This window comes from Streptomyces sp. NPDC059895, assembly GCF_042731035.1.
Lineage (GTDB): Bacteria > Actinomycetota > Actinomycetes > Streptomycetales > Streptomycetaceae > Streptomyces.
The window spans coordinates 59,627-78,356 of the sequence record NZ_JBHWKO010000039.1; the positions used below are offsets into that span (position 1 = coordinate 59,627).

The window sequence follows — 18,730 nt, forward strand, 5'->3', positions numbered from 1 at the left end:
GACTCACCCGGCGGGGCGGGAGTCGAAGACAACAGCCTGTTCATGGCTTCTCTTTTCCGCTGCGCGAGCCGGGCACGGCAGCTGAGGGCCGGCGGACGGTGCCCAGCCGGCCGACGCGAGCGTCGCCCTGGCCCGTGGGTGGAAGCGGTCCTCGCGTACCCGCTGGAACATCTGGTCCGGTGGCCCGGCCCGGCTCTGGTCCGGGGGCGGGGCCACCTCGGCGGGATCAGCGGTTCACCGACCTGGATGACGTCCGGTTCTCACCGGCCCCCGGGGCGTCTCCGTACGAGCGGTGACTCGCGCGTGCGTCCCGGCGGCCTTCTCACCAGAGGTGAGCGAAGCTGCCCTGCCACGTCGAGACTCGCCCACCTCCGAGGTCTGCGGCATCTGTCGGAAGACTGCTGTGCCGCTCACGCTTCTCGCGTGGTCCGCAGCGGGATCGGTTCCTACGGCGCGAACATCACGCCACCGGACCGGACCCTTTCGCTCGTGCGGCGACTCCGCGCGGGGACGGACAAGCCCTTCGCCGTGAATCCGTGGGTCCCCCTGGCCGGCGAGATCGTCACCGTCGAACCGCGACGGCCGTCAAGGAGGCGAGCCCTCGGCGACAGTGCCTGACAGCAACCCGCCAGGACGTCACCGTCGAATGACAGATGTCCAGGGTCAGGCCTCGGATCTACGGTCATGGACATCCCCGCTGACCAACGAACCCAGGGAGATCAGCCATGGCTCCGGTCGTGCACCACCGCACCGTCGAGATCGACGGACTGAACGTCTTCTACCGTGAGGCCGGACCGAGCGAGGCACCGGTCGTCCTGCTCCTGCACGGTTTCCCGACCAGCTCGCACATGTTCCGCAACCTCGTCCCGGCCCTGGCGGACCGCTACCACGTGATCGCCCCGGACCACATCGGCTTCGGCCAGTCCTCGATGCCGGCCCTCGGCGGCGACTTCCCGTACACCTTCGACGCCCTGGCCGACGTCACGGAGTCCTTCCTGGAGCGGATCGGTGTCGACAGGTTCGCGATGTACGTCCAGGACTACGGCGCCCCCATCGGCTGGCGCCTGGCCCTGCGCCGGCCGGACCGCGTGACCGCGGTCATCACGCAGAACGGCAACGCCTACGAGGACGGTTTCGTGCGGGCGTTCTGGGACGGGCTGTTCGGCTACGCCGAGGCCCCGGGCCCGGACACCGAGCCGACCGTGCGAGGCGCGCTCACCCTGGACAGTACCCGCTGGCAGTACGAGAACGGCGTCGCCGACCCGAGCCTGATCAGCCCGGACACCTGGAGCCACGACCAGGCGCTGCTCGACCGTCCCGGGAACGACGAGATCCAGCTCCAGCTCTTCCGGGACTATCCCACCAACGTGGTGCTCTACCCGAAGGTGCACGAGTACTTCCGTACCAGCCAGGTGCCGCTGCTGGCCGTGTGGGGCGAGGGCGACGAGATCTTCGGCCCGGACGGCGCCCGCGCCTTCCGGCGTGACCTGCCCGAGGCCGAGATCCACCTGCTGGAGTCGGGGCACTTCGCCCTGGAGAGCCACCTCGACGCCATCACGGGTTACATCCGTGGGTTCCTGGGCCGCGTCCTCAAGTGACCGGCTCACCGCCCGAGGGCGCTGGGCGACCTCGTCGTCCCGCGCCCTCGGGCGGGTGCGCGTCCTCGTGTTCGGCCAGGACCCGGGCCAGCTCGACGCGCGAGTTGATGCCCAACTTGACGAACGCGTGCCGAAGGTGCGAACTCACGGTGTGCGGAGAGAGGAAGAGCGCCTCGGCGACGGCCTTGTTCGTGGCGCCCTGGGCGATCAGGCGAACGACTTTCACCTCGGCCGGGGTGAGCCCGAGCCTCGTCTCACCCTCCGTGGGGCCACGCCGCACACCCAGTGCCCGCAGCCGGCCACGTACCCGGTCGACGTCGCGGTCGGCGCCCGCACCGGCGAACAGCTCCAGGGCACGGTCGAGACGATCCACGGCCTCGGCCTCGGCATCGCGCCGCTCCGCGAGAACTCGCCCGAGATCCTCCAGTGCCGCCGCCTGCCCCAGCCTGCGCGAGCTGCCTTCGTACAGCTCGGCGGCCCGTCGCAGCAGCGCGACGTCGTCCGTGATCAGCCCGCGTGCGTGTGCGGCGGCCGCCGCCAGGGCCGGGAAAGCGGGGTTCGCCGTCGCGCGGCGCTCCGCCGTGCGGGCGGCGGCTTCCGCCCGGTCCGTGAGGCCGGCGCGCAGGACGATCCGGACGTACAGGGGCTCGTCCATGGGATCCTCCGGGCTGGCGAGCGCGGGCCCCAGCCGGTCGAAGAAGCGAGCCGCCTGCGCGGTGCACCGGGCCACGGCGTCCGCGTCCCCGGCGAAGTCCGCCACCAGAGCGCCGAGCCAGGCGCCGATCAGCCGCATGAGCACGGCGTCGTCGCCCATCATGCGCCGCGCGTGCTCAGCCGCCGCTCGGATGCCCGCCTGGTCTCCGCGGTGCCAGGCCACTCGGCCCATGGTGTACTGCGCGGTCGCGTCCGCGTAGTTGCCTGGCCCCAGTTCGTCGACCATGGACAGTACGGCTTCCGCCTCGGCCTGGGCCTCCGAGAGCCTGCCGGCGTCCAGGAGCAGCCGGCACCGGCCCATCAGGGACAGGCGGGTCAGGGACGCCTCTCCGTCCTTCAACGCCTGGCGGAGGCTGGCGTCGATGAGTTCGATCGCGCCGTCCGCCTCCCCGACGGCGCTGAGCACCATGCTGCGCCAGGGGTGGGGCATCCAGAGCGCCTGTGCTCCGTCCAGGCGGTCGGTGACCTCGATGGACTCCTCGATGCGGGCCAGTGCCCCCGCCATGTCGAAGTGGAAGAACCGTACGACGGAGTCGATCGACAGCACGGTCGCCTCAGCGGCGAGATCCTCCGCCTCATGGGCCGCCGACAGCGCGGGCCCCAGCGTCCGCTCCGCCTCCTCCAGTTCCCCGGAGTTGGCGAGGACGAGGCAGAGCACCGCCAGCAGCCGCGCTCGCGTCACCACCGAGCCCCCCGGCAGGTCCAGCCCGGCACGGCACTGGCGTACGGCTTCGGCGAACGAGTGCTGGCTGGACACCATGGCCAGCCCGAGGCGGACATGTCCTTCGGCCTCGGCGTCCAGCAGTCCCTCCAACGCGCTGTCGCCCAACGCACGTGCCTCGGCGGCGCGCCCGCTCAGCCACAACAGGCCGATCGTCTCCGCGAGCACCGGTCCGCGGTCGGGGGCGTTTCCGGGCATCAGCCCGAGCGCGGCGCGACTCATCCGGGCGGCGGACGACGGTGAGCCGGCCGTGAGGTCCGCCGCCGCCCGGCGCAGCACATCGACCGCCCAACGGTCGCCGGGTTCGGCGCCGGCCGCGACCATCGCGGCGACCTCGGTCTCGGGTACCCCGTGCCGCAGTCGGAGTTCCGCCGCTCTGCGCAGGAGGGCGCGCCGGACCGTCGCCGGCAGACCCGCTTCGACGGCTTCCCGGATGAGGTCGTGACGGAAGGCGATCATCTGGTGGTCACCCACCATCAGGTCGGTCGCCAGGGCTTCCCGCACCGCCGCACCCAGATCGGCGGCGGGCCGGCGCATCAGCTCGGCCAGCTGTCCGACGGGGCACTCCCGGCCGAGCGCCGCCGTGATCTGGATCAGCTCTCTGACGGTGGGAGATACCTGATCGAGTCGTTGTTCGATCGACTCCCGGAACCGCAGGGGTATCTTCCTCGCGACGAGTCGGGCCGTGTCACCGTCGACGACTATGGACCCCTCCTCCTGGAGCCCGTGGATCAGTTCGACCAGGAGCAGCGGCCTTCCCTCGGCACGCTCCGCCACCTCCAGCACGTCCGCCCCGGCGGGCGCCCTCAGAAGATCTTCGACCACTTCCGCCACCGCCGCCCCGGAGAGCGGGCTGACCGGCACCGTCCGTGCACCGCCGCTCCTGAGGCGTTCCAGCGTCTCCCGCACCAGCGGGTCCGCGTCGGCCCTCGAAGCCACCATCCACATGACGGCGTCGCTCGACAGTCGTTCGGGAAGGGTGCGCAAGGCGGTCAGCGTGGCCTCGTCACACCACTGGGCGTCGTCGATCGCGATGAGCAGTGGGTGCTCCAGCGCGGCGCGCTCCAGCCGGTTCTGGATCTCCTGCAGGATCCAGAACCGCTGGTCGGCGCCCGCCGCGATCGACCGCAGCGCCCCTCGTTCGAGCACGGGGTGCTCGGCGGACAGCAAGGCGTCGAGCAGCGGCGCCATGGTCACGAACTGGCCATCCGGGTCGCCGCCACCGTGGAAGACACGGATGCCCTCCTGCCGTGCGAGCGCGCAGGCCTCGGTCAGCAGCCGGGTCTTTCCGGACCCGGGCGCTCCCTCGAGAAGGATCACTTCACCGCCGAGGCGGCTCCTCACACGCCGCAGGGAGTCGCTGATGAGCGACAACTCGTCGTCCCGGCCCCGTATGCGCGACCCACCCGTGCGGCCGTCCCAGTCGGGCTGTGCCACCCGGTCCCCACGGGAATCACGCACTGAAGCCACCTCTCCACCCCGGAGAGGTCATGCTAACCACCCAGTTCCAGCCACGCGGTGTGGGCATGGTCGTGGCGGTGGCCGCCTCCTAACCATCGACTGTGCCCTGGTTCAAGATGATCCGGACGAGTTCCACCCTGGAGCTGATGCCCAGCTTCTTGAAAGACCGGCGCACGTACGTTCCTACCGTATGAGGGGAGAGGAAGAGCTTGTCGGCCACTTCTCGGTTGGTGGCCCCCTGCGCGACGATTCTGGCAACGCGTCTCTCCCCCGCCGACAGGCTGTCCCAGCCTTCGGCCCGTCGCCGGGCGCGTGGGACGGGCTTGGCGATCGCCGGAGCGAGCCGGCGCCTCACCCGTGCGGCGTGCCAGTCCGCTCCGGCCTCCTCGTACAGCCGGAGGGAGCGCTCGAGGTGTCCGACGGCTTCGGTGGAAGAGCCCGCGCGGAGCAGTGCCCGTCCCGCGTCCTCGTGCACGGAGGCGACGGCCATGGGGCGCCGGACGCCTTCGTACAGCTCGGCGGCGCGCACGAGCAGTGCGGCGTCATCCTCCAGCAGGCCGCGACTGTGCGCGGCCGCCGCCGCGAGGCCGCCGAAGTCCGGGTTCATCTCGGCCCGGCGCTGTGCGGCTCGTGTCACCTCGGCCGCGCGCTGCCGGTCTCCGGACCGTAGGGCGATCCGTACGAAGGACGCCTGGTCGGTCGGGTCGAAAGGAGTGGAGTAGTGCGGTTCGATGGCGTCGAAGAACTCCGTCGACCGGGGCATCAGCGCGAGGGCGCGCTTGCTGTCGCCCTCGTGCTCGGAGATCTGGGCCGCGAGCCAGGCGCCGATCCTCCGGAGGAAGACCGACTCGTTCTTCATCATCTCGGCCGCGTCCTGGGCCGCCCGTCCAATGCCCCTGCGATCCGCGCAGTGCACGGCCACCATTCCGAGGGAGTAGCGAACGGTGGCATCGGCGAAGTTGCCGAAACCGAGTTCCTCGCTCATGGCCAGCACGCCTTCGGCCTCCGCGCGCGCTTCCTCCAGGCGTCCGGCCTCCAGGCAGGCACGCGCCCGCATCATCGACCAGAAGTGGATGGTGCTGGCCTGACCGAGGCGCTTGGCCGAGCGGATCCCCTCGTCCGCGTCGGCCAGGGCCGTCCACGGGTCCCCGGCACTGCTGGTGAGGTGCATGCGCCACACTCCGGGCCCGTAGGGGAGCTCCCCCGGGTCGGCTCGTCGGGCCGGGGCCTCGGCCCGGTCGATGAAGTCGAAGGACCGTTGCCAGTCCGACCTGAAGAAGGCGACGATCGACAGGGTGGTGAGTGCCACCGCTTGAGCTGCCGCGTGCCCGGTGTCCTGCCCCAGCGAAAGAGCCTGCTCGGCCTTCTCCTGTGCCTCGTCGAGGGATCCGCCGCGGGTCAGGTTCAACGCCAGGAACGCCAGGGAGAACGCCTTGAGGCCGGGTGGCGCGGATTCGACCGCCACGCCCAGACGCCCCTGGCGGATCGCCTCCGTGAAAGAGTGCTGGCTGGCCAGCGCCGCGAGGTCCAGCCGCAGCCGCACCTCGGTCTGCGGCGAGAGGCCGCCCACGTCGTCGAGGGCCGACTCCCCCAGCCGGGAGGCCCGCGCCGAGTCGCCTCCCTGCCAGAGCAGGGAGACCGTCTCCGCCACCAGGGCGAGCCGCTCCGAGTCACGCTCGGGCAGAAGTCTCAGCGCCTGGACGCTCAGCTCGGCCGCCGCGGCCGGAGCCCTGGCCGCCAGCTCGGCGGCTGCCTCCCGCAGCAGCGCGACGGCACGGCGGTCACCCGGCTCGCTGCTCTCGGACAACATCACCGCGACGTCGGTCACCGGCACGCCGCGCGCCATCTGCACGTCCACCGCGCGGCGCCGGAGCCGCCGGCGCGCGGCCTCGGAGAGCCCGTCCGCGACGGCGTCCCTGATCAGATCGTGGCGGAATGCCAGGCGGCCGTCCCGCTCGACCAGCATCTCGACGGCGAGCGCTTCCCGCACCGGGCCGACCAGTGCGCCGGGCGACCGCCCGAGCAGCTCGGCGACCAGTTCCGCGGAGAAGCTGCGGCCCAGTACCGAAGCGACCTCGACCACGTCGCGTGCTTCCTCGGTCAGTTGCGTCAACCGGCGGCGCACGGACGCCTGGAAGCGCTCGGGGACCCGCTCGGCCGTCCAGCTGGCCCGTCCGGCACGCACCGCCACGGCGCCCTCGTCCCGTAGTCCCTCGAACAACTCCCGCAGCAGCAACGGCTTGCCCTCCGCCTGAGCGGCGATGTCGAGCAGCTCGGCATCGGGCTCGGCGCCGAGGATGTCGAGCGCCACTCCCCTGACCGCGGCGGCGTCCAGGGGGCCCAGGCGCAGGTGCCGGGCACCGCGGCGCACCAGCCGGTTGACGGTGGTACGCACCGGACCCGTCGTGGCCGAGGTGCGCAGCACCAGCAACCACACGACAGGATGGGCGGCCAGCCGTTCGGGCAGACTCCGCAGGGCCAGCAGCGTGGACTCGTCGCACCACTGGACGTCGTCGACGGTGACGAGCAGGGGCGTGGCGAGTGCCGCGCGCTCCAGCCGTTCCTGGATCTCCTGCAGGATCCAGAAGCCCTGATCGGGCAGCTCGGCCAATTCGGCCAGCACCTCGACATCGAGCAATGGATCTCGCTCGGGCGCGAAGGCGTGCAGCAGGGGGCGCAACGGAACGGGCCGCCCGTCCGGATCGCCGGCGCCGCCGAAGACGCGGACACCGAGGGCCTGCGCCAGGGTGCGCGTCTCCTCCAGCAGCCGCGTCTTCCCGGATCCCGGCACCCCTTCGAGCACCACGGCGCCACCGCGTCCCTGGAGTGCGGCCTCCAGGAAGCCGGAGAGCAGAGCGATCTCTGAGTCTCGACCACGCAGCGTGGGAGACGACCGGGGCACATCGGTCGGCGGCGCGACCGCGTCGACCTCGCTCACTCCGGATCCGGACCCGCGTCTGTCCCCCGCGCCCGCACCACCACTCATCCGCGCACCACCTCTTGCGCCTCTCGTCACCGATGATGCCACCGGTGTGGCGACGGCTCCCTTCCGGGCCTGTGCGAGCCGACGGTTCAGGTGACGCAGTTCCTCACCGAGCAGATCGGCGGCACGGAGCTCCGTCGAGGCCAGGTGTGGCGCGCCGACCGGAACGGAACTGACGTTCGAGTCCGAGGCCAGTCGCGAGGGCATACGGGTTCTTCCTGGGTGACGACAAGGGGCTTTGCGTGGCTCGGCCAGCTAGCTGACCTGCTGGTACGAGTCTGCTGCGGATACCCCTCCGCCCGCTTCTGCCAACCGACCTGACTCTCACGCCCAGCGCGTCGCCGAGAACTTCGGTGTCGTCGACTTCACGCTCACGCCTCAGGAGGTCGCCGCGATCGGCGGGCTCGACACGGGGGTGCGCGGCGGCCCGGACCCGTACCGGCTGCGAGCCGTCGCTGTCCGCACAGCGCGGCACATCTGCCGGAGGCCGATCGCAAGGGGCCGAATATCCTGGGGCGGACGCGGTCCGGGAAACGACCGCGGCATGGAGCGCGAAGAGGAGACCGGGCGGTGGGCGCGGGAACGGCGGAGCCGAGGCTTCTGGGGCGGAGACCTCGTTGGCCGCGGTCGACGAGCTGATCAGTGAGGTCACGGTGGACGACGCGTCGTCCACCGGTACCGGTACCGGTACCGAAGCCACGCCTGCCCCGCGGACGTTGCTGCTCGTGGGTCCCCCGGGTATCGGCAAGACGTCGGTGCTCGAGGTCGCGGCACGCCGGATCCGGGACCGGGGTGGCCAGGCCCGCTGGGTGACGGGTCGCACCGACGAGGCGGGGATCGCCTTCAGCGGCCTCGACGCGTTGCTGCATCCGCTGTCGAAGAGCCTGGCCGACGCCGGCCCCGAGGACGGGGCTCTCATACGGCGCGCCGTGCAGGGGGATCAGGACCAGGCCACCGGTGTCCTCGCACCGGCCGGCGCCGTGCTCCGGCTGTGGTCCCGCTGGGCGGAGCGGGGACCGCTGATGATCGTGTTGGACGACCTGCAGTGGGTCGACCGGTCGACGCAGGGTCTGCACCGCATGGATCCTCGCGGGCTGCGACCCTCATGGCTGCCGTGCGAAAGCCCTGCGGCACCTGCGGCACGCGGCTTCCTCGCAGGACATCCCTCTGCGGGCCTGGGGTCCGCTGGGTGCTGCCGCCTGGGTGCTCGACGAGATCGATGCCGCCGTCCAGTACTACGGCACATTCCTCGAACTGCTCCGCCGGGCTCCCACCGCCGGCGCCAACTCGACCGTCGCGATCGCCCGGGCCATCGCCCAGTTCGAGGCGGGCGGCACCGCAACGCGGACGCTCGCAACCCGTTGACCGAGGCCCTTGAGCTTTTCCAGGGACTCGGCGCGGGCCCGTGGGCCGCTCGCGCCTCGGCGGAGTTGCGTGCCGCCGGCGTCGACAGCCCGCAGGCTCCACGCCGTGACGCGACCAGGGAACTCACACCTCAGCAACGTGCCATCGCCCGACTCGCCGCCCAGGGACTCACCAACCGTGAGATAGGCGAGCGCCTGTTCTTGTCTCCCCGAACCGTCGGTTTCCATCTCAACCGGGCTTTCCCCAAGCTCGGTATCACCTCTCGCTTCCAGTTGCGCGACGTGATCTGACCGGCCCTGCGAAATGCGCGGGGGCCGGTCGAATGACCCGATGCCCTCCTCTTCGGCGTCCCTACGGTGGATATCAGTGGACCAGCAAGGGCCAGACACCAGGTGGAGCAGAAAGGGGCCACACGCCAGGGACAGCGGCCGCCGCCGGCTCATCGGCGCTCTCGCCGGCGGCGGCCGCGTTCCCGAATCGGGCTCAGTCCCGGTTCTCCGCCTGGAACATCCAGTATTCCTTCTCCAGTTCGGCCGTGAGGCCGATGAACAGGTCCTGTGTCACGGCGTCCGCCTTCTCCGTGGCCTCGATACGGGCACGCATGCGGCTGATCAGGACGCTGTAGGCCTCGACGAGCACGGAGACGACACGACCGTCCTCGATCCAGTCCTCGGGGAACGCCGGCAGCCCGCTGGTCCTGGCTATGGTCGTCGCCCGGCCGTCGGGGCTGACCCCGATCGCCGCGGCCCGCTCGGCGACCGTGTCCGCGTAGTCGCGGGCGGCGGTGACGACCTCGTCCAACTGCAGGTGGATCGAGCGGAACCTCGGTCCGTAGAGGTTCCAGTGCGCCTGCTTGGCCACCAGGGACAGGTCGAGCAGGTCCGCGAGGGCGCCCTGGAGTGCCTCTCCGGTGATCCGGCGATTCTCTTCCGAAAGCGGGCTCTTGACCACGGACATGGCAGCACCTCTCTACACCGACAAGACACAGAAGCCGCGAAGCGACGGTTCTCCCACCTCAGCGCCGAACGGATACGCGCGCAGGCAAGGCGGCCCACGTCCTCTCCATAGGGCGGAAATGACTCCCTATCGGTCAGCGTTCCGTCGCCGGCCGCTCAAGGGGCGGGCGGGCTGGTGGCGATGATGAACTCGACCGTCCCGTCCGTCTCGTTGAGGTAGCGGTGCGGCAGTCCCGAGTCGAAGGTCACCGCCTCACCCCGCCCCACCAGGGTGATGACACCCTCCACATCCGCGCTCAGGGTTCCGCTGACCACGTACGCGCACTCGATCGACGGATGGGTCCAGGGCTCGTCGCTCGTGGCGTCTCCCGGCGCCAGGACCGCTCGCAGCACTTCGAGCGCCCCGTTGTGGGGAGTGAGGCGCTCATAGCGGACGGAGCCGCGCGGGCTGAGCAGGACCGAACGCTCGCCCGGGCGGCTCACAGCGGCGGAGGCCTGCCTGTCCTCGCCGAAGAGGTCCGCCACGGACACCGTGTAGACCTCGGCGAGCCTGCGCAGGGTGGAGAGGCTGGGCTCGGTCACGCCCCGCTCCACCTGGCTGAGCAGCGTCGGGGAGACCCCTACCGCGGTGGCCAGGGCACGAAGGCTGAGCCCTCTCCCCATGCGAAGCTCCCGAAGTCGACTGCCGATCATCGCCATCCATCATGTGTCATTGCATGGCGTCCCGTGCCGCCTGCATGTCGATGTGCGCGGTTCGGGCCCGCGGCGGGTCGAGGGCAAAGCCGAACGAGAATTGTCAGCCCGCCGGGCAAGGATAGGCAATTTACAACCGTGCACTGTCACTGCACATTCGACCGCCCTGCGCGGTGCGTTCTCGGGCGCTGATCGGCAATTCACCGGGAATGACAACCGTCAGGTCATCAAAACAGACCTCTGCGGATCCCATGTGCCACGGCGTGGGTACGGTTACGCAGTTTCAGGCGCGTGACGACCTCGTGCAGGATGCTTTTGATCGTCCGCTCGGAGTAGCTGAGGCGGTCCGCCACTTCGAGTGTGCTCAGCCCGTCGGCCAGGAGGCGGAGCACCTCCGTCTCCCTCAGCGTCAGGTGGCTCTCCCGTCGCCGCGCCGAGGTCTCCATGGCACGCACTTCCCGGACGAGCGAGCGGACGAGCCGGGGAGGCATCGGCGCCTCTCCGCAGAGGGCGCTCCGGGTGGCACGCAGCACGGTCCGGTAGTCCGTCTCCGCACGCGGGAGCACTCCCACGACGCCGAGGCGCACCGCTTCGAGCAGCAGCCGCTCGCTGATCTCGTCGACGATCAGAAGTACCGGCGGGCCGTCCCCGTCCGTCCCCTCCTGGAGTTGTCCGAGCCAGCCGAGAGTCCTCTCGTCCACCACTCGGTCGAGGACCAGCGCCATGTCGGCGCTCTGCCGGTCTCCCCACGGAACCACACGCACCGCTTCGGCCCCTCCGAGGTATGCCTCGGCTCCTTCGCCGGTGATCGGGTCGTCCGCCTTCACCATGAGGCTGAGGGGGGCCGGTTCCGGCGCCGGAGTCCCATGAGTCGACGGGACGGCCGCAAGGTGCGTGCGCTCGACGGTCCCCGTCAGAGCCTGCGCCGGTGCCGTCATGACAACATTTCCTTTCCTGCGTGGTCCCCGAGTCCCTGCAGGGCTCGGCGCAGTTCCCGACGGGAACTGATGCCCAGGCGCGGGAACACCTTGTAGAGGTGGGAGCCCACGGTCCTCGGGGAGATGAAGAGCCGTTCGGCGATCTGCCGGTTGGACAGCCCCGCGGCGGCCAGGCGAGCGATCCGCTGTTCCTGCGCGGACAGGAAGACGACTCCGGGCGCGGGTGGCGTCGCCGGTCCCTGGTCACGGACGCCGACGCCGATGGCGCGCAGCTCCTCGCGTGCCCTGTCCCGCCAGGGCGCAGCGCCCAGTCGCGCGAACGCGTCGTGCGCGGCGCGCAGTTGGGTGCGGGCCGCCGGTGTCTCACGTTGCCGGCGCAGCCAGATGCCGTAGTCCAGAGCGAGTCGGGCGCGGTCGAAGGGACGCGAGGACTTCGCTGCGGTGACGTGGGCGTGCCTGAACTGTCCGTGTGTGCCCGGGGCGTCGGCATGGAACCCGATCAGTGCCTCACCGTGAGCGATGCGCAGGGCCATGTCCGCCGAGCAGTGGTGCAGTTCCAGCGCCACTGCCCGGTCCTGCAGACGACGGGCCTGTTCCAGGTCTTGTCGCGCCAGTGCGGCCCTGATCAGGTCGACGTGTGCGCGTCGTACCACCACACTCGTCAGTGGATCACCGTCGGCGAGTGGTGCCGCGGCCGCCGTGCCGCCGTCCGTCGGGTCGTCCCCGCGTGCGAGGGCCAGCAGGCAGGCGGCGTGGTCCGCCAGATGAACGTGGTGAGGGGAATCGTGTTCCTCGCCCCACTGGCGCACCTCCCACAGGAGCGCGCCTGCTTCGTCGTAGCGGCCCTGACAGACGCTGACGACGAGCAGTTGGGCCTTGTTCTCGATGCGTCGCCGGGCGAATCCCTCCCGCTCGGCCGCCTCGATGCGGGACGGCGCGAGGTCACGGAGCTCCGTCCAGCGTCCACCGGACACCAGCAGCTCCGCCTGGAGTGACCAGCCGTGGTGGAGCAGTGACCGGTCGGTCGGTTCCGCGCGTCGGAGTGCGGTGGTCACGAGGTGGTTGGCGAGAGCGGACTCGTCGATCCGCAGCGCGGTGTCCGCGAGCCACGTGAGTTCCCGCGATCCGGCGCGCCCCGGATCTCTCGCGATCCGGCCCGCGGCATCCAGAAGCCTGGCCCTGAGGTCCGCCGCGCCGCCGGAGGCCGGGCCGAGATGCGCCGTCACGGCGACGCGTAGGGGTCCGTCGCCCACGCCACTCCGGTCCAGCCACGCGAGTGCGTGCCGTGCGGGCCCGGGATCGTGCAGGAGCGAACTCAGCTCGGCCAGACGCAGTGCCGCCTCGTCGCGTACGTCGGCACCGACGACAGGGCCTGTCGACAGCGCGGCCGACAGCTCTCCGCGGTTCCGTCGGGCGGAGAAGGCGGTCTCGTACTCGGCGTGTGCCCGTACGAGCCGGAGCGTGCGGGCCGTGGGGGAATCGTCGTCGGCGCCGCTCAGGGAACGGGTCAGGGCCAGGGCCAGGCTCGGACGTCCCGCCCTGAGGGCCGCGCTGCCCGCGGCTGCCTGCCGGCGTGTCCGCTCGTCGGGGTGGGCGCCGAGTTCGCCGGCGCTCCGGTAGGCCCGGACCGCCGCGTTCCACTGGCCGCGGGTCAGGGCGGTCTCGGCGAGTGCCTCGAACCGGCGCCCGGTCTCCTCGTCGGTGGTGCCGCCTCTGCGGCACTGGTCACCGGATGCGTGGCTGTCGGCGGGCCCGCACTGCGCCCACGCCGCGTAGGCCTTCCGCCGCAGGGAGGCGGGGGCCGTGGAATCGGCCAGGGAGCGGTACACGGGTTGGGCGAAGCGCAGGAGCCGGTCACCTACGACCAGGCCGGCGCGTTCGGCGGCGTCGAGTGCGTCCGGGCCGGTTCCGAGGCAGACCGACACCGACGCGAGGAGACTCCTGTCGACACCGCCGTCCGTCATCGCCAGGAGGGCGAGGACCGTACGCGTGTCGGCGGGCAGGTCCCGGAAGCGGCCGCCCAGGGCGCGGTCGAGTGCCGGCCCCGCCGGCAGCGGTTCGGGAAGCGCGGCCTCGCCCCTGCGCTGTGCGTCGGTCAGCGCGGCCGGGAGATCCATCAGTGCCAGCGGGTTCCCCGCCGCGGCCGACAGCACGGTGGAGCGGACGAGCGGCGCGAGACCGGGGTGATGGTCGGCGAGCAGGAGCCTGGCCGAAGGATCGTCGATGCCCTTCAGCTCGACGTGCAAGGCGTCGTCGCCGTCGAACGGACCTCTCCCGTGCTCCGATGTCGCGGCGAGGGTCATGAGCCTGCTGCCTTCGAGACGGTGCGAGAGGAAGGCCAGGGCTCTCGCCGATCCCGTGTCGAGCCACTGGCAGTCGTCGACGACCACCAGAGTGGGGCACACGCGTGCGGCGGCGAAGAGAAGCTGCCGCAGAGCCGAGTACGCGAGCAGCGCGTCGGTGGCACCGACGCCTCCCGCCATGGCCTCCAGGAACGCGTTCCGCAACGACTGCGGCAGATCCGGTGACGTGTTGAGAACGGGGTAGGCCAGGGACCGGAGCGCGGAGAACGGAACACGAGCACCCTGCTCGGTGCAGCCGAACTGGAACACCTGCCATCCCACGGCGACCGCCCTGTCCGCCGTGGACCGCAGCAGCGTGCTCTTCCCGCTGCCCGTGCCCCCACGAAGAACCATCGCGCTTCCGTGGTGGTCCCTCGCTCGATCGAGAGCGGAGCCCAGGACGGCCAGGACGTCGTCGCGCCCGCGCAGTCCGCACCCGGTGACAAGGCCCTCTGCCATGGGCCTGTGCGGCGCCATAGACGTGTGCGGCGCCGTAGGCGTGTGCGGCGAGGGGCTACGTCGTCCCTCCGTCCTCACCACGGTCTCTTCCGGGCAGATGGTCGCGTTCATGACCAGAGTCTCCGCTCGACAGCGGACAGGATGCCCCGGCGGCGGAGTGCTGCCCCTGCCGCCAGGCAGGGGGGAACGGTGCTCTGGGACTTCATCTTCTTCGCCCCTCGTCGTAACGGATCACCGGACGAGGCTCAGTACCGGTGCTTCGGCAACCGTGGCATCGGGCGCCTCTCCCCCGCATCGCATGGTCGTGCGACAAAACGCCGACGACTCGGCCGGGCGTCCTGTCGGTTCGCTGTCGACCCTGTCCTCCCGGACGACAGGCGCGAGCAGTCACCGCTGAGCCGTTCGACAGATGCCCGAGCGGTGCTCCCGGCCGGAAACTGGCGGTCCAGACCGCTCCGCAGAAGGAGGCAGCACCATGTCCACCGCCGAATCGACCGCCGCCGGCCTCAGCGTCCCCGACACCGAGCTCGCCGTCGCGGCCACCGAACTGATCAGGGACACCACGTCGGATCTCGTCTATCACCACTCGCGCCGCGTCTTCTGGTTCGGCGGCCTGCAGGGCCGCAACCGAGGACTGAGCTTCGACCCCGAGCTGCTCTACATCGGAGCGATGTTCCACGACGTGGGTCTCGGTGAGCCGTTCCGCACCAGTGGTCGCCGTTTCGAAGTGGACGGCGCCGACGAGGCTCGACGCTTCCTGCGCAGTCATGGCGTTCCGGAGGACGGCATCCGGCGGGTCTGGACGGCGATCGCGCTGCACACGACTCCCGGCATCGCCGAGTTCATGGAGCCGGAGGTCGCGCTCGTCACCGCCGGCGTCGAGTACGACGTCCTGGGCATGGGCTACGACGACATCAGCGAGGCCGACCGGGCGGAGATCACCCGGCTGCATCCGCGGCCGGACTTCAAGCAGAGCATCCTGAAGGCGTTCACGGAGGGGATCGCTCCCAAGCCGGAGACGACCTTCGGCAATGTGAAGGCCGACGTGCTCGAGCGTTTCACCCCCGGTTACCGCCGGGAGAACTTCGTGGACATCATCGAGAACTCGGCGTGGCCCGAGTGACCGCCCTGCCGGCCGAGACGGCCGGGCGCGCCCCCGGCCGCGCGTTCCGGCTCGCCGCAACGCGGCCGTTCCCGTCGCATCCGTACGCGACGGAAGCGGTTCCTCACGCGTCCGTGGAGCTGTATCCCTCCTTGCCCGATAGGGCGCGATAACCGCCCTATCGGCCGCCGCGTCCCGTAAAAACCCAGGTCGCAGCGTTGCCCAAGCCCCTGCCCAGGATCCGGAGGAAGCGCTTGCACCACTGAAGGACGGAGCGGTGTGTAGTGTGACTGCACGCCATGACCCGATGGTTGCTCACCGGCGACCCTGCTCGTCCCGCCCGCGTCGCGTCGACGCGGGCGAGCCACGACAGACGGTGTGGTCCGCGATCCCGCTCGCTCCGCACCTCGTTCTGCGGTCACCTTGCGGCCACCAAGGCTCGAGTGACGACTCCCCCCAACAACCGGGTCTCTGCCGAACCAGTCGGCACGGCCCCGATCTGGAGGAGGCAGGCGGGTGCACGCACCGCATGACGAAGCTCTGGCAGCCCCCGGCACCATGCACGGAGGTGCGCAGGCGGAGCGGTTCCGCGACACCGCGCTCGTGGGGCGCGGACCCGAGCTGCTCACCCTGGACCGTTTCCTGGACCGCGCGGAGGGCGACGAGGACGTTCTCGTCCTCTCGGGCGAGATCGGCGTCGGGAAGTCCGCGCTGGTACGGGCGGCGGTCGAGGCCGCGTACCGCGACGGTCTCACCGTCGTGGACGTCAGAGGGCACGAGACGGAGGCCGACGTCCGCGGAGCCGGGGTCGCCCAGGTGCTGCTGCGGCTGGCCGCGCTTCCCGGGCTGCCGCCCGCATCGGCGGACGACGACGGCTTCACCACACGTATCGTCTCCGTCATGGAGGGTCCGCGCGCCGCCGGACTCACGCTGTCGGACGCCTTGCAGGCCGCGTCCACGCCGGGCAACCCCCTGCTGCTGACGGTCGACGACGCCCACTGGTGGGACCCGGAGTCGCTGGAGGCCCTCCGCTTCGCCGTGGAGCGGGCTCCTCGGGGGACCGTCGGTCTGCTCCTCGCCACACGCAGCGACGACGAGCGGGGCCTCACCGGCCGGTTCCCCTCGATGGTGCTGGGCCCACTGGACGCCACCGCCAGTGCACGGCTCCTGGACGCGTGCGAGCGCTATCTCTCACCGCCCTTGGCCAAGCGGCTGCTCGCCGAGGCGGCGGGGTTTCCGGCCGCCATCGTGGGCATCGTCGGCGAACTGCGGCGCACCGGCATACCGGCGGCGTCCCTGCTCGCCCCGCGTCTGCCGCTGGGTGAGCCTCTGCAGCGGCGGCTCGCGGCGCTGCTGGACGGCGTACCGGCCCGTGCCCGGGAGTTCCTGCTGGTGGCGGCGGAGGCCGACAGCGACCGCCTCGATCTCCTGGTCACGGCCGCCGAAGGCGCCGGGATGGATGTCGACGGCCTGACCGCGGCCCGGTCCGCCCGCCTGGTCGACGTCCGCGGTCCGCGCCTGCGCTTCCGCCATCCGCTGCTGCGCTCCGCGGTGCACTGGGCCTCCTCCTTCGACGAGCGGCGCCGGGTGAATCTCGCCCTCGCCGAACTGGCGACCGACGACCCCTACCGCCGCGCCCTCCACATCGCGTCGGTGTCGACCGTGCCCGACGAGGACACCGCCGCGGCGCTGGAGAAGGGCGTGGGTCCGGACCTTCCGGAAGCCGCCGCCGTACTCGAACTGGCGGCGGGTCTCAGTCCGAGCGCGCACGCGCGGGCGACACGGCTGATCAAGGCCGCCGAGGCCGCGGGCGTACGAGGGCATGTCCGGGGGCTGCGGCGGTTGGTGGGACAGCTCACCGCGGCGCCCGTGAATCCCTCGCTCACCGCCGCGGCCGCGGCACTGGAGGCGCGGGTGGCCTACAACAACGACGGCATCCCCGCGCACGCCGTCTCCCTGCTCCTGCGTTCCGCCGACGCGGACAGCACACAGTGGCCTCACCCCTTCGTCCCCGTGGCATGCGGTCTGGCCCCGGCCCTGTGCGAGCCCGAGTGGGGCGACGCCCTGCGGCCGGCCCTGGAGGAGATGCTCGGACACCCTGACCGCCAGGACGATCCGCACCTGATGTCGGCTCTCACCTGGACCGACCGGGAGACGTACGGCCGCAGGGCACGGGCGGTGCTGGACCGAGGCGTGGCCGAGTCCGGCACGTGGTCCTCGCCCGCCGACCTCGCGGGTGCGGTGGCCCTGGTCACCTTGTCCACCGCTCTGGACGATCCGGTCACCACCGACCTGGTCGGCAGCCGCGTCCTCCGGCCTCTCGTCGACCTCGGCCACTTCGGCACGGCGACGACGGTCCTCATCCATCTGCAGATCGCCCATGTGCACCTCGGTGTCGGCGCGGCGGTCGAGCACGACTCCGCTCTCGGGCACTACTGGGCCCGCTCCTCGGAGGACATGCGGGCCCGGATGGCGTTCCAGTCCGGCGTCGCCCAGGCGCGCGCCTGGAAGGGCGACGAGGACGGCCACGGCGCCCTCACCGACGAGGTCCTGGCCTACGGCCTGCCACGCCGTCTCCAGATGCTGACCGCCCGCACCCGCTGGTCACGTGGTCTGATGTCCCTCTCCAACAGCCGCCCGGAAGAGGCGTTCGAGGAACTCTTCATGCTGTCGAGCCGGGACGGGGACGCCTGGCATCCGATCGTCGCGGGCTGGGCACTGGGGGATCTGGTGGCCGCCGCCGTCGCCTCCGGCCGCGAGGACGAGGTGCGCACTCATGTCGCGCGCGCGGCGCGGGTGAGTGAGCGGACACGCTCGACGCTGCTGGACCACCTGGTGGCACGCTGCCGAGCGCTGCTCAGCGAGGACGACGAGGCCGAACGGTACTTCGAGGCGGCCCTCGACGTGCGCAGCGCCCCCCTCCGGTACGAACGGGCGCGGACGCGGCTGGCCTTCGGGGAATGGCTGCGCCGCCGACGGCGCGTCCTGGAGGCCCGCACACATCTGCAGTCGGCACACGACGCGTTCACCGCGCTGGGCGCCGACTCCTGGACGCGGCGCGCCGCGTCGGAACTGCTGGCCGCGGGTGAGGCGCCGGCATCGGCCCACCCGGCCTGGGCGGAGAGGTTCCAGCTCACTCCGCGCGAGGCGGAGGTGGCCCGCCTGGCCGCGTCCGGGCTGACGAACCAGCGGATCGGCTGGCAGCTCGGTCTGACGCACCGCACGGTCGCGAGCCACCTGTCACGGGTGTTCCTCAAGGTGGGAGTGGACTCCCGCCGCCAACTCCCCGCAGCGCTCCACCCTTAGTACTGCAACCGCATCTGGAGGGTGTGGCCTCGGCGTTTGTAGTGGGATCGGCGGGCTCGGGCCTGGCTGCGCCGTCGGTAGCGTGACCAGTG

Annotated in this window: 10 protein-coding genes and 2 pseudogenes; 6 read left to right on the forward strand and 6 right to left on the reverse strand. The window is 71.3% G+C overall.

All coding sequences use genetic code 11. The annotated features are described in order from the left end of the window. Positions 1-725 precede the first annotated feature (725 nt). On the forward strand, positions 726-1,598 hold the full coding sequence (locus tag ACFV9M_RS32285; protein WP_385073314.1) for an alpha/beta fold hydrolase: 873 nt from the start codon (positions 726-728) through the stop codon (positions 1,596-1,598). Here ACFV9M_RS32285 and ACFV9M_RS32290 read toward each other — a convergent pair. Beyond that, positions 1,591-4,494: an ATP-binding protein gene (locus ACFV9M_RS32290; protein ID WP_385073316.1), complete on the reverse strand. Its 2,904-nt coding sequence runs from the start codon at positions 4,492-4,494 to the stop codon at positions 1,591-1,593. The genes ACFV9M_RS32285 and ACFV9M_RS32290 overlap by 8 nt on opposite strands. 88 nt (positions 4,495-4,582) lie before the next feature. After that, positions 4,583-7,432 carry an AAA family ATPase gene (locus tag ACFV9M_RS32295; RefSeq protein WP_385073319.1) on the reverse strand — a complete coding sequence of 950 codons (2,850 nt, stop codon included), beginning with the start codon at positions 7,430-7,432 and terminating at the stop codon, positions 4,583-4,585. 698 nt (positions 7,433-8,130) lie between these two features. Here ACFV9M_RS32295 and ACFV9M_RS32300 point away from each other — a divergent pair. The 3 genes and pseudogenes from ACFV9M_RS32300 to ACFV9M_RS32310 form a co-directional block, all read left to right on the forward strand. Next, a pseudogene (locus ACFV9M_RS32300) lies at positions 8,131-8,538 on the forward strand (ATP-binding protein); the annotation flags it as partial. A gap of 142 nt (positions 8,539-8,680) precedes the next feature. Beyond that, the gene (locus ACFV9M_RS32305; RefSeq protein WP_385073341.1) at positions 8,681-8,842 is read left to right on the forward strand and encodes a hypothetical protein; all 162 of its coding nucleotides are present in this window, start codon (positions 8,681-8,683) and stop codon (positions 8,840-8,842) included. After that, a pseudogene (locus tag ACFV9M_RS32310) lies at positions 8,809-9,132 on the forward strand (helix-turn-helix transcriptional regulator); the annotation flags it as partial. The gene ACFV9M_RS32305 and the pseudogene ACFV9M_RS32310, both read left to right, overlap by 34 nt. A 193-nt stretch (positions 9,133-9,325) precedes the next feature. Here the strand turns inward: ACFV9M_RS32310 and ACFV9M_RS32315 are convergent. The 4 genes from ACFV9M_RS32315 to ACFV9M_RS32330 form a co-directional block, all read right to left on the reverse strand. Then, entirely contained in the window at positions 9,326-9,799 is a 474-nt protein-coding gene (locus tag ACFV9M_RS32315; RefSeq protein ID WP_385073322.1) for a Dps family protein, read from the reverse strand. A 155-nt stretch (positions 9,800-9,954) separates the two neighbouring features. Beyond that, a complete protein-coding gene (locus ACFV9M_RS32320) occupies positions 9,955-10,497 on the reverse strand; it encodes a helix-turn-helix domain-containing protein (RefSeq protein ID WP_385073325.1) in 543 nt (180 codons plus the stop codon). A gap of 221 nt (positions 10,498-10,718) precedes the next feature. After that, the gene (locus ACFV9M_RS32325; protein WP_385102603.1) at positions 10,719-11,429 is read right to left on the reverse strand and encodes a LuxR C-terminal-related transcriptional regulator; all 711 of its coding nucleotides are present in this window, start codon (positions 11,427-11,429) and stop codon (positions 10,719-10,721) included. Beyond that, the gene (locus tag ACFV9M_RS32330) at positions 11,426-14,230 is read right to left on the reverse strand and encodes an AAA family ATPase (RefSeq protein WP_385073330.1); all 2,805 of its coding nucleotides are present in this window, start codon (positions 14,228-14,230) and stop codon (positions 11,426-11,428) included. Before ACFV9M_RS32330 ends, ACFV9M_RS32325 begins: the two co-directional genes overlap by 4 nt. 475 nt (positions 14,231-14,705) lie before the next feature. On the opposite strand from ACFV9M_RS32330, the gene ACFV9M_RS32335 reads away from it, so the two are divergent. Together ACFV9M_RS32335 and ACFV9M_RS32340 are read left to right on the forward strand one after the other, a co-directional pair. Further along, positions 14,706-15,353: an HD domain-containing protein gene (locus tag ACFV9M_RS32335; protein ID WP_385073333.1), complete on the forward strand. Its 648-nt coding sequence runs from the start codon at positions 14,706-14,708 to the stop codon at positions 15,351-15,353. A gap of 495 nt (positions 15,354-15,848) precedes the next feature. Further along, a complete protein-coding gene (locus ACFV9M_RS32340; protein WP_385073336.1) occupies positions 15,849-18,638 on the forward strand; it encodes an AAA family ATPase in 2,790 nt (929 codons plus the stop codon). Positions 18,639-18,730: the final 92 nt, after the last annotated feature.

Excerpts from the sequence above, each read along its gene's own strand:
- ACFV9M_RS32330 (WP_385073330.1), bottom strand. The coding sequence starts at position 14,230 with ATGGCAGAGGGCCTTGTCACCGGGTGCGGACTGCGCGGGCGCGACGAC.
- ACFV9M_RS32320 (WP_385073325.1), bottom strand. The coding sequence starts at position 10,497 with ATGGCGATGATCGGCAGTCGACTTCGGGAGCTTCGCATGGGGAGAGGG.
- ACFV9M_RS32285 (WP_385073314.1), top strand. The coding sequence starts at position 726 with ATGGCTCCGGTCGTGCACCACCGCACCGTCGAGATCGACGGACTGAAC.
- ACFV9M_RS32315 (WP_385073322.1), bottom strand. The coding sequence starts at position 9,799 with ATGTCCGTGGTCAAGAGCCCGCTTTCGGAAGAGAATCGCCGGATCACC.
- ACFV9M_RS32335 (WP_385073333.1), top strand. The coding sequence starts at position 14,706 with ATGTCCACCGCCGAATCGACCGCCGCCGGCCTCAGCGTCCCCGACACC.
- ACFV9M_RS32325 (WP_385102603.1), bottom strand. The coding sequence starts at position 11,429 with ATGACGGCACCGGCGCAGGCTCTGACGGGGACCGTCGAGCGCACGCAC.